The organism is Kribbella sp. NPDC050459 (assembly GCF_040655315.1).
Classification (GTDB): Bacteria; Actinomycetota; Actinomycetes; order Propionibacteriales; family Kribbellaceae; genus Kribbella.
Map to the genome: position 1 here is coordinate 197,913 of NZ_JBFAJQ010000016.1, position 13,258 is coordinate 211,170.

The 13,258-nt window shown below is 69.3% G+C and carries 11 protein-coding genes; 4 read left to right on the forward strand and 7 right to left on the reverse strand.

Features of this window, described 5'->3' with window-relative positions:
- The first annotated feature begins 3 nt into the window (after positions 1 to 3).
- A complete protein-coding gene (locus tag AB0I12_RS36995) occupies positions 4 to 1,557 on the forward strand; it encodes a GMC family oxidoreductase (protein ID WP_359939262.1) in 1,554 nt (517 codons plus the stop codon).
- 12 nt (positions 1,558 to 1,569) lie between these two features.
- Here the strand turns inward: AB0I12_RS36995 and zwf are convergent, their stop codons facing one another.
- Together zwf and AB0I12_RS37005 are read right to left on the reverse strand one after the other, a co-directional pair.
- Complete coding sequence (gene zwf / locus AB0I12_RS37000; RefSeq protein WP_359939265.1) at positions 1,570 to 2,973, reverse strand: glucose-6-phosphate dehydrogenase; 1,404 nt, start codon at positions 2,971 to 2,973, stop codon at positions 1,570 to 1,572.
- Between the two features lie 39 nt (positions 2,974 to 3,012).
- A complete protein-coding gene (locus AB0I12_RS37005) occupies positions 3,013 to 3,309 on the reverse strand; it encodes a hypothetical protein (RefSeq protein WP_355689551.1) in 297 nt (98 codons plus the stop codon).
- Positions 3,310 to 3,537: 228 nt separating this feature from the next.
- Here AB0I12_RS37005 and AB0I12_RS37010 point away from each other — a divergent pair, with 228 nt between their 5' ends.
- Positions 3,538 to 4,848, forward strand: a complete 1,311-nt coding sequence (locus tag AB0I12_RS37010) for a threonine/serine exporter family protein (protein WP_359939268.1) — start codon at positions 3,538 to 3,540, stop codon at positions 4,846 to 4,848.
- Positions 4,849 to 4,859: 11 nt separating this feature from the next.
- Here AB0I12_RS37010 and AB0I12_RS37015 read toward each other — a convergent pair whose 3' ends face one another.
- From AB0I12_RS37015 to AB0I12_RS37035, 5 genes are all read right to left on the reverse strand, one after another.
- Positions 4,860 to 6,209: a dipeptidase gene (locus AB0I12_RS37015; protein WP_359939271.1), complete on the reverse strand. Its 1,350-nt coding sequence runs from the start codon at positions 6,207 to 6,209 to the stop codon at positions 4,860 to 4,862.
- A 5-nt stretch (positions 6,210 to 6,214) separates the two neighbouring features.
- Entirely contained in the window at positions 6,215 to 6,658 is a 444-nt protein-coding gene (locus tag AB0I12_RS37020; protein ID WP_359939274.1) for a hypothetical protein, read from the reverse strand.
- Positions 6,655 to 8,124, reverse strand: coding sequence for an APC family permease (locus AB0I12_RS37025; protein ID WP_359939276.1), 1,470 nt, complete (start codon positions 8,122 to 8,124; stop codon positions 6,655 to 6,657). The genes AB0I12_RS37020 and AB0I12_RS37025 overlap by 4 nt, the downstream gene beginning before the upstream one ends.
- A 145-nt stretch (positions 8,125 to 8,269) precedes the next feature.
- Positions 8,270 to 9,406: a Xaa-Pro peptidase family protein gene (locus AB0I12_RS37030; RefSeq protein WP_359939279.1), complete on the reverse strand. Its 1,137-nt coding sequence runs from the start codon at positions 9,404 to 9,406 to the stop codon at positions 8,270 to 8,272.
- Between the two features lie 24 nt (positions 9,407 to 9,430).
- A complete protein-coding gene (locus AB0I12_RS37035; protein ID WP_359939282.1) occupies positions 9,431 to 10,936 on the reverse strand; it encodes an MFS transporter in 1,506 nt (501 codons plus the stop codon).
- A 117-nt stretch (positions 10,937 to 11,053) separates the two neighbouring features.
- Here AB0I12_RS37035 and AB0I12_RS37040 point away from each other — a divergent pair, with 117 nt between their 5' ends.
- Together AB0I12_RS37040 and AB0I12_RS37045 are read left to right on the forward strand one after the other, a co-directional pair.
- Positions 11,054 to 12,307 (forward strand): Na/Pi symporter, encoded by a 1,254-nt coding sequence (locus AB0I12_RS37040; protein WP_359939285.1) that lies wholly within the window; start codon positions 11,054 to 11,056, stop codon positions 12,305 to 12,307.
- A 54-nt stretch (positions 12,308 to 12,361) separates the two neighbouring features.
- Positions 12,362 to 13,243 (forward strand): universal stress protein, encoded by an 882-nt coding sequence (locus AB0I12_RS37045; protein ID WP_359939288.1) that lies wholly within the window; start codon positions 12,362 to 12,364, stop codon positions 13,241 to 13,243.
- Positions 13,244 to 13,258 lie beyond the last annotated feature (15 nt).

Here is a 13,258-nt window from a genome sequence, read left to right on the forward strand (position 1 = left end):
GACATGTCCGACCACTACGACGTCGTCATCGTGGGATCAGGAGCAGGTGGCGGCACGCTCGCACACCGGCTCGCACCGTCGGGACGGCGGGTCCTGATCCTGGAGCGGGGGGACTGGCTCCCGCGGGAGGCCGAGAACTGGGACGCCGAGGCCGTCTTCGTCGACAACCGCTACGTCTCACCGGACCAGTGGTTCGACAGCGAGGGCAAGCCGTTCCAGCCCCAGGTGCACTACTTCGTCGGCGGTGCGACCAAGTTCTACGGCGCCGCGCTGTACCGGCTGCGCGAGCGGGACTTCGGCGAGCTCAAGCACCACGGCGGCGTCTCGCCGGCCTGGCCGATCTCCTACGACGTGATGGAGCCGTACTACACGCAGGCCGAACAGCTCTACCAGGTTCACGGTGTCCGGGGCGAGGACCCGACGGACCCGCCCGCGTCCGCGCCGTACCCGTTCCCGCCGGTGTCGCACGAGCCGCGGATCCAGAAGCTGTTCGACGACATGGCCGCGGTCGGGCTGCATCCGTACCACGCGCCGTGCGGCGTGATGCTGGACGAGAGCCGGCCCGCGTTCAGCACCTGCGTGCGCTGTGCGACCTGCGACGGGTTCCCGTGTCTCGTCCACGCGAAGTCCGACGCGGACGTGATCGCGGTCCGGCCCGCGATCGAGCACGACAACGTGACGCTGCTGCGCAACGCCGTCGTACGGCGCCTCGAGACCGACGCGACCGGCCGCACGGTGACCGCGGTCGTCGCCGACGTCGAGGGGGCCGAACAACGGTTCAGCGGCGACATCGTCGTGCTGTCGGCCGGCGCCGTGAACTCGGCGCGGATCCTGCTCGCGAGTGCCGGCGACCGGCATCCGAACGGGCTCGCGAACGGGTCCGACCAGGTCGGGCGCAACTACGTGTTCCACAACAGCCGGGCCTTCCTGGCGGTCTCGACCGAGAAGAACGACACCCGGTTCCAGAAGACGCTCGGGCTGAACGACTACTACTTCGGCGACGCCGACTTCGACTACCCGATGGGCAACCTGCAGATGGTCGGCAAGTCGTCGGCCCCGATGTACCGCGGGGAGAAGCCGGTCGAGACCCTCCTGGCGCCGACGTTCGCGCTGCGCGACGTCGCCGCGCACGCCGTCGACTTCTGGCTGTCGGTCGAGGACCTGCCCGATCAGGACAACCGGGTGACGCTCGACCGGGACGGTGCTGTCGTCCTGAGCTACACGCCGAACAACACCGAGCCGATGACACAGCTGTACCGGCGGATCAAGAAGAACCTGGGCCGGCTCGGCATGCACCCGCGCCACCTGATCCCGCGCAGCGTCTACATGAAGAACGACATCCCGGTGGCAGGCTGTGCGCACCAGGCCGGGACGGTCCGGTTCGGGCACGATCCGGAGACCTCGGCGCTGGACGTCAACTGCCGTGCGCACGAGGTCGACAACCTGTACGTCGTCGACACCAGCTTCTTCCCGAGCATCGGCGCGGTGAATCCGGCGCTCACCGCGATGGCGAACGCCCTGCGCGTCGGTGACCACCTGCTGGAGCGTCTCGGCTGATCCGGCTGTGCGTCAGCTCGGGATCCAGGGGTGCCGCCAGCCGCCGTACCCGGCCGGTACTTCGGCGGCCGCGGCCGGCCCCCAGGTCCCGGGCTGATACGTGTGGATCGGCGTCGGTGCGTCGAGCAACGGTTGCATGACCCGCCACTGCTCCTCGACAGCGTCCTGGCGCGTGAACCGCGTGCTCTGACCGGTCATCGCCGCGTGCAGCAGCACCTCGTACGGCGTCGGGCCCTCGCCGCCCTCGGCGGCGAACTCCGTGTCCAGGTCGATCGGCGCGATCCGTGACATGTCCGCACGGTGCGCGTCGATCCGGACCCGGACGCCGGTCGACGGGTCGAGCTTGATCACCAACTGGTTCGGCTCGGCGATGTGTCCCCGCGGCCCGAATCCCAGCCGCGGCGGGCGTTTGAAGACCAGCCGGAGCTCGGTCTGGGTCGCCGGCAGCCGCTTCCCGGTGCGGATGAAGAACGGCACGCCGGCCCAGCGCCAGTTCTCGATGTCGAGCCGGAGCGCGGCGTACGTCTCGGTGGCCGAACCCTTCGCGACCCCGTCGATCCCGAGGTAGCCGTCGTACTGACCGCGGACGTAGTGGGCCGGATCGGCGTCCTCCACCGCGCGGAACAAGATGACCTGCGAGTCCTTGAGCGTGCTCGGATCGCCGCGCGACGGCGGCTCCATCGCGGCCGCCGCGACCACCTGCATCAGGTGGTTGACCACGACGTCGCGCAGCGCGCCGACCGGGTCGTAGAAATGGCCGCGGTCCTCGACGCCGAAGCTCTCCGCCATGGTGATCTGGACACAGTCCAGGTAGTTGCGGCTCCACAGCGGCTCGAGCACCGCGTTCGCGAACCGCAGGTACAGGATCTCCTCCAGCCCCATCTTCCCGAGGTAGTGGTCGATCCGGAACAGCTGCGACTCGTCGAGGTACTGGTGCAGCTCGGCGGCCAGGTCGCGGGCCGACTGCTGATCGTGACCGAACGGTTTCTCGACCACGACCCGGGCCCCGGTGGTCAGCCCGGCCTCGGACAGTCCCCGGATCACTCGGCCGAACAGGAACGGCGGGATCTCGAGGTAGAACACCGGGGCCTGGGCGCCCTTGATCGCCTCGCCCACCCGCTCGTACAGCGGCGCGTCGGTGAAGTCGCCGCCGACGTACGACAGCCGGTCGGCGAAGCGGTCGAAGACGGCCTTGTCGATCGTGACGCCGGTCCCCTCGATCGACGTCCTGGCCCTCTCGATCAACTGGTCCACGGTCCAGTCGTCGGCCGCCACCCCCACGATCGGGCAGTCGAGCAGACCGCGCGCCTCCAGCTGGTACAGCGAGCGGAACGTCATCACCTTGGCCAGGTCGCCGGTGATCCCGAAGATCACCAGGACGTCCGCCGCCTTCGGGCCGGTTGCCGTCTCTGCCATGACTACCTCGCCTCTGGATATCTCTGGGTGTCTCCGGGATCAGGCCGGGCGCGCCTGCCGGCCCGGGATTTGGTTGCGCTGGGTCGCGCTCGCCGCCCAGTGCCCGAGGTCGAGCAGAGCGGCCAGGCCGATCCAGAACCAGTCGAACCCGTGGATGCCCCCGGGAGCCCACAGGAACAGGTAGATCAGCGTCGTGAACGGCAGGAAGATGATGCCCAGCAGCGGCCACAACCAGGTGCTGAACGCCGCGTCGACCCGCTCCGGCCGCGCGACCCAGACGATGAACACCCCGAGCCGCGGAAACACGCCGGCCATCAACGCGAACAGGCAGCCCATCGGATCCCCCTGACGTCCTCCGACCGCCACTCGGTCAGACGTCGCACCATCGTGTCTGCCGCTCGCTCGGTGCGAATCACCCGCGACGAATGATTCGTTCGGCCAATCACCCACGCCGGACGATGACGCGCGGGTCCGGGGACTCGGACGATGGCCGCACAACAAGTGTCGTCCGTCCTACGCCGAGGCTGCGTGGCGTGACTGGGGACGTCGTGATCGGACAGGGACATGACGGAGCGACGCGGAGAGGTCTACGAAGCGCTCGACCTGGCGCTGCGGATCGGCGAGGTCCTGTTGCTGTCCGGCGCGGGGGCCGCCGACGTCACGGCCGCCATGCTCGCGGTGACCGACGCCTGCGGGGTGCGGCACGTGAGCGCGGACGTGACGTTCGTGGACCTGACCCTGCGCCACCAACCGTCGAGTGACGTGCCCGCTGCCCTGCAGGTACGCCGGGTGACCTGGCGCCCGGTCGACTACGCGGAGCTGATCGAGGTCGACGAGACGGTGAACAGCCTTGTTGCCGGGGACATCAATCGGGGCGAGGCTCGTGATCAGGTCGCCCGGATCGTGTCCACCGGGCGCCACCGGCGCCGGTGGGCGGTGACCGTCGGCTGGGGCGCGATGGGGACCGGTGTCGCGCTCACCCTGGGGGGCAGCCTGGTCGTGTGCCTGCTCGCGTTCCTGACCGCCTGCGCGATCGACGGAACCCAATTGCTGCTGCCTCTGCACCGCATCCCGACGTTCTACCAGCACGCGGCGGGCGGCCTCGTGGCCACGCTCATCGCGGTCACGGCCTCGGTCACGGAGCTCGATGTGGATCCGTCGCGCGTCGTCACCGCGGGGATCGTCATGCTCCTCGCGGGAGTCGGCATCATGGGCGCCACCCAGGACGCACTGACCGGCTTCCCGGTCACGGCCAGCGCCCGCTTGATCGATGCCGTGCTGAATACGGCGGGCATCATCGCCGGGGTGGCTGCCGGGCTCACGGTCGGCGAGCTGCTCGGGGGCAGCCTGACCACGTTCACGCCCGGCGCGGCCGGCCTCGCGGAGGTGGGGGTCACCGTGTTCGGTGCGGCACTGGCCGCCGGGGCCTTCGCGTTCGCGTCGTACGCGCCACCGCGCTCGCTGGTAGCGGTGGCCCTCGTAGCGGCGCTCGGACAAGGAGTTCTGCTGGCGGTCGACAGCTCCGAGGTCGGCCGGACGTGGGGTTCGGCGGTCGCTGCCGTCACCGTCGGCGCGGTCTGTTACCTCGTCGCAGGTCGCTTCCGGGTGCCGCCGCTCGTCGTGGTCGTTCCTGCGATCGTGCCGCTCCTGCCGGGACTCGACATCTACCGGGGCCTCGCGCTCATCGCGGATGGCAAGGACGGCGTCCTCGAGCTGGCCTCCGCGCTCGCCACGGCACTCGCGCTCGCGGCCGGGGTGATCCTCGGTCAGTACCTCGCGCGGCCGCTCAAGCGCGAGGCGCGCCGACTCGAGACCAGGCTCGCGGGGCCACGGATGGTCGGCCCGTTCCGGCACCGCCGTACCGACGGCAGGTAGGCGCCGTACGCTCAGCTGCTCATGGTGGCGTAGTGCCGGAGGAACAGTGCCTCGGTCAGGGCCATGGCTTCGATCTCGTTTGGATCCACGCTCTCGTTGGGGGCGTGGATGAGAGCCAACGGCTCCTCGACACCGATCAGGATCAGCTCGGCGTCGGGGTAGGTCTCCTCGAACACGTTGCACAAGGGAATCGAGCCGCCCTGACCGAGACTGGTCATCGGCCGGCCGTACGCCTCCTGCATCGCCTCGGCCATCGCCCGGTACGCCGGGCCGTCGGTGGCCGCCTCGAACGGAGCACCGGCGGCCTCGACATCGACGGTGACGTGCACCCCCCAGGGCGCAGCCGCCTTCAGGTGCTCGATGAGGGCCTGCTGGGCGGTCTCGGGCGCCAGGCCGGGCGGGATGCGCAGGTTCAGCCGCGCCGCGGCCTTGGGGACCACGGCGGCAGCCGAGCCGACGACCGGTGGGCAGTCGATGCCGAGGATGGTGACGGCCGGCCGCGCCCACAGCATGTCGGACACGCTGCCGTCCCCGAGCAGCGAGACTCCCTCCAGCACGCCGGCGTCCGCGGTGAACTGGTCGGTCGGGTACGGCGCGCCGGACCAGGTACGGGTGTTGTCCAGACCGGTGATCGTGGTGTTTCCCTTCGCGTCGCGCAGTGTGGACAACATCGCCACCAGCGCGGCGAGGGCGTCGGGAGCGGGGCCGCCGAACATGCCGGAGTGGATCTCCGAGGCGAGGGCCTCGACGGTCACGACGACGTTGACCATGCCCCGCAGGCTCACGGTCGCGGCCGGATGGCCGACCGCGGCGTTGCCGGTGTCGCAGACCAGGATCGCGTCGGCGCGGAGCAGGTCCGCGTGCTCGGGGACGAACGCCTCGAGACCGCCGGTGCCCTGCTCCTCGGAGCCTTCGACCACCAGCCTCAGGTCGACCGGGACGTCCTCCCCGAGTGCTCGCAGGGCCGCCAGGTGCATGACGATGTTGCCCTTGCAGTCGGCGGATCCGCGGCCGTACCAACGTCCGTCGACCTCGGTCAGCTCGAACGGGGGAGTGCGCCAGGCGGCGTCGTCGAGCGGCGGCTGTACGTCGTAGTGGGCGTACAGCAGCACAGTGGGAGCATCGGCCCGGGAACACTTCCTGGATCCGACGACCGCCATGCTGCCGTCGGCGGTCTCTTCGAGCCGGGCATCGGAGAACCCGATGCCCGCGAACCTCTCGAGCACCCACTGGGCGGTGCGTTCGCACTCCACGGCGGGGTACTGGCGTGGGTCGGCCACCGATCGCAGCGCGACGAGCTCGGCGAGTTCTTCGTGGGCCGTCGGCATCAGATCCGCGATGCGCTGCCGCAGGTCGTCCATGTCGTTCAGCTCGCCACGTCGTCGGTCTTGAGGTCCTCGACGAACTTCTTGAAGTCGTTCAGCTCGTTGGGGCAGTAGATCTGGATGATGAGCAGCTGGCCCTTGAGTACCCGGCTGTCGACGATGACCGGCCTGGCGCCCGGTCCCGCGCTGCCGTTGGTGAGCTGGGTGAACAGCACTGCGCGGCTCAGTGCGTCATTCGGGTTCTCACAGGTCGCGCCTCCGTCGGTCCCGAGCACACGCACGATCTGGTCCTTGTCGGGGGTTCGGGCCCCGGCGGCCGAGAGCGCTGCGATCAGCTTGTCGGCCTTCTGATTGGCCTCGTTCGTCTGCCTGTGGGAGCTGAAGGTGAGCAGGCCCACGAGCAGCAGCACGCCGAGGACGACACAGGCGGTGATGTAGATCCACGTCCGTTCGCGCTTGGGCTGGTTCTCGGCAGCCGTGCTCATGACGGACTCACCTCCTCCGGCTCAGGCTGCCTCCAGGAGGGCTTGCGCAGCCGGTAGAACAGGAAAGGTACGAGCAGGCCGAGCCCGAGGGCGCCGCCGCCGACGATCAGCAGGTACACGCCGGAGTTGCCGGACTCGAACTGCGACGGCGGGATGAATCCGACCAGCAACGCCGCCAGCGAGGCTGCGAAGCCGACGCCGCACATCGCGAACAGCATCGGCGCCCGGTAGCCGCGCGCGTGGTCCGGGTCCTTGCGGCGCAGCTGGATCGCGGCCACGAACATCAGCAGGTACATGATCAGGTACACCTGCGTGGTGATCACCGAGAAGATCCAGTAGGCGCTCGACACGTCCGGGATCAACGCGTACGCGAGGCCGATGACGGTGGTGAGCAGTCCCTGGACGACCAGGATGTTCTGCTGGACGCCGTTCTTGTTCAGGCGCTGCAGGTACGGCGGGAGGTAGCCCTCCTGCCGGGAGATGAGCAGCAGCCCCTTGGACGGCCCGGCCAGCCAGGTCAGCATGCCGCCGAGCGAGGCGGTGACCAGCATGATCCCGACGATCGGGGTCAGCCATTGCCAGCCGAAGTTGGCGAACACGGCGTCGAAGGCCTGCATCACGCCGGCGGTGAGGGACAGTTCCTCGGCCGGCACGATCCAGCTGATCGCCAGGGCGGGCAGGATGAAGATCGCCAGCACCATGCCCATGGCAAGGAACATCGCCCGCGGGAACTCCTTGGCGGGCTTCCGCAGCGACGACACGTGCACGGCGTTCATCTCCATGCCGGAGTACGACAGGAAGTTGTTGACGATCAGCACGAGGCTCGAGAGCCCTGCCCACGCGGGGAAGATGTTGTCCGCGGTCATCGGCGCGGCGGACGGGTTGCCCTGGCCGAGGAAGACGATGCCGAGGGTCACCAGGACGACGCCCGGGATCAGCGTGCCGATGATCAGGCCCCCGCTGGCCAGTCCGGCCACGCCCTTGGTACCGCGGGAGGAGACCCAGACGCCCGACCAGTAGACGACGATGATGACCGCCGCGGTCCAGACGCCGCTACTGGCCAGCTCCGGGTTGAACACATACGCGAGGGTGCTCGCCACGAACCCCAGGAGGCTCGGGTAGTAGAAGATCGTCATCGCGAACTGGCACCACACCGCCAGGAAGCCTGCCGGCTTGGAGATGCCTTCCGAGACCCACTTGTAGATCCCGCCGTTCCAACCCGACGCCAACTCCGCGGAAACCAGCGAGGTGGGCAGCAGGAACACGATGGCCGGGAGCAGGTACAAGAAGACGCACGCCAGTCCGTACACCGCCATCGTCGGCGCCGCCCGGAGGCTGGCGACCGAGCTCGTCGTCATCATCGCCAGCGCCACCCACGAGATCCACTGGGTGGTGGTCGCGCGCGAGCGCGCGCCGGCAGCGGCAGCGGCCTCGGTGCCGTCGGCCGGCACGTCCGCGGTGCTCATGACCGTCCTCGCTGTGTTGCTCGTGCATACATGAGAGCCTCCGCTCCCCGGGCCCCAGTAGGTAGGCCACTCGTCACAGTCTGGAAGCGGGGCAGTTGCCGGGTCCTCATCCTGTCCGGATGACGTACGGGGCCTTGCGCAGGCCTTACTGGACGACGCGGAGGCCGCGCTCGGTGTTGTTGAGCCGGCGCCCGCCGGTCCCGGTGACGGTCACGATGTCCTCGATCCGGACCCCGAACTCCCCGGCGAGGTAGATGCCCGGCTCGACGGAGAAGCACATCCCGGGCACCAGCGGCTGCTCCTCACCCTCGATCATGTACGGCGGTTCGTGGGTCGTGGTGCCGATGCCGTGGCCGGTGCGATGGATGAACCGCTCGCCGTACCCGGCGTCCGTGATCACCTTCCGGGCCGCTCGATCGATCTCCTGACACGCGACGCCCGGCCGGACCGCCTCGACGCCTGCCTGCTGGGCCAGACGCACGATCTCGTGCACCTCGCGGATCTTGGCGGACGGTTCGCCCACACACACGGTGCGGCTGGTGTCCGACCCGTAGCCGTACATCAACCCGCCGAAGTCGAGCACCACCGCGTCGCCGGCCTCGATCGTCCGGTCGCCGGCCTCGTGGTGCGGGTTGGCGCCGTTGGGGCCTGAGCCGACCACGGTGAAGTCGACCTGTTCGTGCCCGAACTCCCGCAGCAGCCCGGCCAGATCGGCCGCGACGTCGGTTTCCTTCCGGCCGGAGAATTGCACCTCCAGGATCCGCTCGTACGTCGCATCCGCAGCGGCTCCGGCCGCCTCCAGCCGGGCCAGCTCGCTGGCGTCCTTGACCGCCCGGAGCATCGGCAGGCTCTGCGTGAGGGAGCGGTACGAGGATCCGGGAACCGCCTCCTGCAGGCCGAGCAGATGCAGTGCCCAGGCCGAGTCCGCGATGCCCAGGGTTCCGGTCGCGCGAAGGTAGCCGGCGGTTCTTGCGAACGGGTCGTCACCGTCGGCCCAGTCCACGATCGTCAGGCTCGGCGCGCCCGGCGCCCCTTCGGCGTCAGGCCGTTCGAGGGTCGGCACCACCAGGGTCGGCTCCTGGTCCGGCGTCAGGACAAGCGCCGTCAGTCGTTCGGTGATGGCGGTCGGCCGGTACCCGGTGAGCCAGACCAGGTCCGGCCCGGGCGTGATCAGGAGCCCGTCGAGCCCCGCGCGTACGGCGTCGGCCAGGACGCGCCGCATCCGTGCTGCGTAGTCCTCGGCCGTGAAGGGAGCCGGTGCTGCCGGCCGGGTTGTGGTCATCGATTCCTCCCGGGTGAGTCGGCCTCAGCCTTGTCCGGCGGCCGTTCGGCCGGCAGTCGCCGAAGTGGGCAGGGTGTGGGTGTGCGCGGCCGCCGCTGCGGCGGCATCGTTCAGCGTCCCGGTGGCCGCGCGGTGCCGGCCGATCACGAACGCCATCACGACGCCGAGGAAACTGAAGATCGCCATCATCCAGGAGGCCGCCGCGAGACCCGAGGCGAGCGAGTCACCCTGCGACGCGCCGTCGGCGGTCCGGTTGCCGATCACCGAGCCGTAGATGGTGGCGGCCAGCGCGGTGGCCACCGCGGCCCCGACGTACCGGGCCATGTTGGAGACACCGGACGCCCCGCCGACCTGGTTCTCCGGCACCGACGCCGTCGACGCGGACGACGCCGGACCGTTCGACAGACCCATCCCCACCGCGATGGCGATCAGCGGCAGCAGGAACGCGACGTACTTCCACGACGCGTCCACGAAGCCCACGATGACGAATCCCAGCGTGGTAAGGGCGAATCCGGCGCCGATCGTCTGCCGGCCGCCGATCTTCGCGGCCAGCTTCGGCACGAAGGGCGCCACGACGACGAGACCGATGGTCGCCGGCAACGTCGCCAGTCCGGCCTGGAGCGGGCTGAAGTCGAGGACAGCGGGATCCTGGAAGTACAGGCTGAGCAGGTACATCAGCGCGTTGATCGTGCCCGCGCCGATGAGGATCGCGATGGTCGAACCCACCAGGACGCGGTTGCGCAGCAGTGCGAGATCCAGCAACGGTACGGCGACACGTCGCTCGACCGCGATGAATCCGTACCCGGCCGCGATCGTGATTGCGAAGCACCCCAAGGTGGCCACGGAGATCCATCCCCAGTCGCTGCTCTTGGAGACCCCGAGAATGAGCGGCGTCAGCGTGAGCGCGACCAGCACGGTGCCTGCGTAGTCGATCGTCTTCGGCCGATCCGGGTCCCGTGATTCGCCCACGGTCGCCGCCGTCAGCAGCATGCACAGCACCGCAATGCCGGCGTCGATCCAGAACAGCCCCTGCCACCCCGTGACCTCGACGAGGGCTCCGCCCGCCAGCGGACCCGCGGCCGCGCCGACGGCCGCCGCCGCGCCCCACAACGAGACCGCCCGCAGTTGCGCGGAGCCCTCGTTGGCGACCGTGAGCAGGCTCAGGCCGCACGCCAGGATCGTGGCCCCCGCCGCGCCCTGGATGAGGCGGCCGGCGATCACCATCCCGCCTGACCCGGACAGCGCAATCAGCACGCACGACGCCACGAACAGCAGCAGGCCCAACTGGAAGACCCGCCTACGGCCGAACACGTCACCCAGCGAGCCCGAGGTGACGATGACCGCGGCGCCGACCAGCGAGTAGCCGGTCACCGCCCACTGCAGCGTGGTGACCGACGTGCCGGTGTCCTCCGAGATGGCGGGCAGGAGAATGCTGACCGCCGACGTGTTCGCGTTCACCACGAGCGTCGAGATACACGTGGCCGCGAGCACCCCACCCGCCCGGCTCTTGACCTGCGCGGTGTCGCTCATACGAGCCCTCCCGGTGACCGAGACCGAGCCAACAACGCTAGGGCTGGGCACCGCACGGCAGCGTCACCCGCCACGGACGAGGCGCCCTACTCGTCGGGAACTCGTAGTGTTGGTCGCATGGCGAAAGCCAGGCCCGACCAGGGGCCGGACATTTCCCCTGAGAAGGGGCACGTCGCTGGACAGTCCGCTGCCGGCGGCTCGGCGCCTGCGGCCACCGCTGTTGACGGTGGCCAGGTCGCGCAGCGCGCCAACTGGCTCATTGCCGTCGAGTGGTGCGGTGTCGCTGCTTTGATCTACCTGCTGATCTGCGCGGTGAGCATCATCAGCCGCGGGTTCGCGGGACTGGGCAGCGAGGCAGCGCACACCCTGTTCGCCTTCGCCGAGCACCCGTTGGTCGGTCTGAGCGTCGGCATCCTCGGTACGGTCCTGATCCAGTCATCGACCACGACGACAGCCATCACTGTCACCGCCGTCGGATCCGGCGCGTTGTCCGTGCACAGCGCGATCCCGATCATTCTCGGCGCGAACGTCGGCACCACCGTCACGACCAGCCTGGTCGCCCTCACCTTCGTCGGCAACCGCACCGAGTTCCGCAGGGCGCTCGGCGCGTCCACCGTCCACGACTTCTACAACTGGCTCGCGCTGCTGATCTTCTTCCCGGTCGAGTTGCTCTGGCATCCCCTGGAACGCGTCAGCGGGGCGTTGACCGACGCGCTGTACGGCACGGGCTGGCTGCCGAATCCGGCCCATTTCAACTTCATCCGGGCGGCGACCCGGCCGGTGGAACACGCTGTGATTCATGCGACCTCGCAACTCAGCAGTGCGCTCGGTCCGCTGGTCACGATCGTGATCGGCGCCGGCCTGATCCTGGTCGCGGTCCGCTACCTCGGAAAGTTGCTCAAGCAGCTCATGGTCGGAAAGGCCCGCGATGCCCTGATCAGCGCGGTCGGCCGCAATGCCTACCTGGCCATGGCGTCCGGCATGGGAGTCACTGTCGTCACCCAGTCCTCGACCATCACCACGTCCGTTCTGGTCCCTTTCGCCGGAGCGGGGATCCTGACGCCGGCGCAGATCTATCCGGTCGTCGTCGGCTCCAACCTCGGCACGACCTTCACGGTGGTACTCGCGGCGTTCGCGGTCGTCGGACAGGACGCGAAGATCGGCCTGCAGGCAGCCTTCGTGCATTTGCTCTACAACGTCTTCGCGATCGTGGCGATCTACGTCATACCGCTCCTGCGTCCCGTACCGCTGTTCTGCGCCCAGAGCCTGGCCCGCGTCGCGTCCGAGCGCAGGTGGGTCCTCGCCGTCTATCTGATCACCGTCTTCATCGCGCTCCCCGCGACGATCATCATCCTGATAGGCGTGCTATGAGAGGTGTCGCGCGCTAGATTCGGGTGCCTCGGCTCTCTCGCGGGAGGACGTCACATGACCGGTCGGATCGTCGTCGGCATCGACGGCTCACAGCAAAGCGGCAACGCGCTCGAATGGGCGGTGGAGCGGGCACGCCTCGGAGGCGAGCAGCTCGAGCTGCTCAACGCCTACACGCTCGTTCCAGAGCTCAATTTCTACGGCTTCTACGGCGCACCGAGCCAGCCTGTGGATTGGTACGTCGACTTCTCCGGGCAGCTGCTCGAGGCCGCGGCGACACGGGTACGGGAGCTCGCGCCCGCTCTCACCTGCAAGCTGACCTCGCAGCTCGGCCACCCGGCCTACTTGCTCGCTGAGGCTTCAGAGGCCGCGGACGCCGTCGTGGTCGGCCGGCGCGGGCTGGGCAGCGTCGCGAGCACACTGATGGGTTCGGTGAGCAACCGGCTGACGAGCCAGGCGAAATGTCCGCTGGTCGTGGTCGGAGAGGAGAAGGCGCCGACGACCGGCCCGATCGTGGTCGGCATCGACGGGTCGGAGTTCGGCGTGCATGCGCTGCGCTACGCGCTCGCCGAGGCAGCCGTGCACCAAACCGCGGTCCGCGCCGTCGCCGCCTACGAACTGCTGCATCCCGCGCTCCGGGACGACCCGGAGCTCGTCGCCCGCATGCAGGCGGACGTCGAGCGGGAGACCGCCGACACCATCGCCCATGCGCTCGACGAGGTGAAGGGCACGGACACCGCCTCGGTGAGCGTGGAACCCGTCGCAGTGCAGGGCCCCGCCGCGGAGGCGATCCTGGACCACGCCAAGGACGCGCGCCTGATCGTGGTCGGCACCCACGGCAAGGGCCTGGTACGCCGGATCCTGCTCGGATCTGTCAGCCGGAGAGTGCTGAACGACGCAGACCGACCGGTAGCCGTGGTCGACGTTCCCGAAGCCTGACAGCGACCGGGCCGT

Bases quoted from the DNA above. Each gene is read 5' to 3' on its own strand.
- AB0I12_RS36995 (WP_359939262.1), top strand. From the start codon at position 4: ATGTCCGACCACTACGACGTCGTCATCGTGGGATCAGGAGCAGGTGGC.
- zwf (WP_359939265.1), bottom strand. From the start codon at position 2,973: ATGGCAGAGACGGCAACCGGCCCGAAGGCGGCGGACGTCCTGGTGATC.
- AB0I12_RS37005 (WP_355689551.1), bottom strand. From the start codon at position 3,309: ATGGGCTGCCTGTTCGCGTTGATGGCCGGCGTGTTTCCGCGGCTCGGG.
- AB0I12_RS37010 (WP_359939268.1), top strand. From the start codon at position 3,538: ATGACGGAGCGACGCGGAGAGGTCTACGAAGCGCTCGACCTGGCGCTG.
- AB0I12_RS37015 (WP_359939271.1), bottom strand. From the start codon at position 6,209: ATGGACGACCTGCGGCAGCGCATCGCGGATCTGATGCCGACGGCCCAC.
- AB0I12_RS37020 (WP_359939274.1), bottom strand. From the start codon at position 6,658: ATGAGCACGGCTGCCGAGAACCAGCCCAAGCGCGAACGGACGTGGATC.
- AB0I12_RS37025 (WP_359939276.1), bottom strand. From the start codon at position 8,124: ATGAGCACCGCGGACGTGCCGGCCGACGGCACCGAGGCCGCTGCCGCT.
- AB0I12_RS37030 (WP_359939279.1), bottom strand. From the start codon at position 9,406: ATGACCACAACCCGGCCGGCAGCACCGGCTCCCTTCACGGCCGAGGAC.
- AB0I12_RS37035 (WP_359939282.1), bottom strand. From the start codon at position 10,936: ATGAGCGACACCGCGCAGGTCAAGAGCCGGGCGGGTGGGGTGCTCGCG.
- AB0I12_RS37040 (WP_359939285.1), top strand. From the start codon at position 11,054: ATGGCGAAAGCCAGGCCCGACCAGGGGCCGGACATTTCCCCTGAGAAG.
- AB0I12_RS37045 (WP_359939288.1), top strand. From the start codon at position 12,362: ATGACCGGTCGGATCGTCGTCGGCATCGACGGCTCACAGCAAAGCGGC.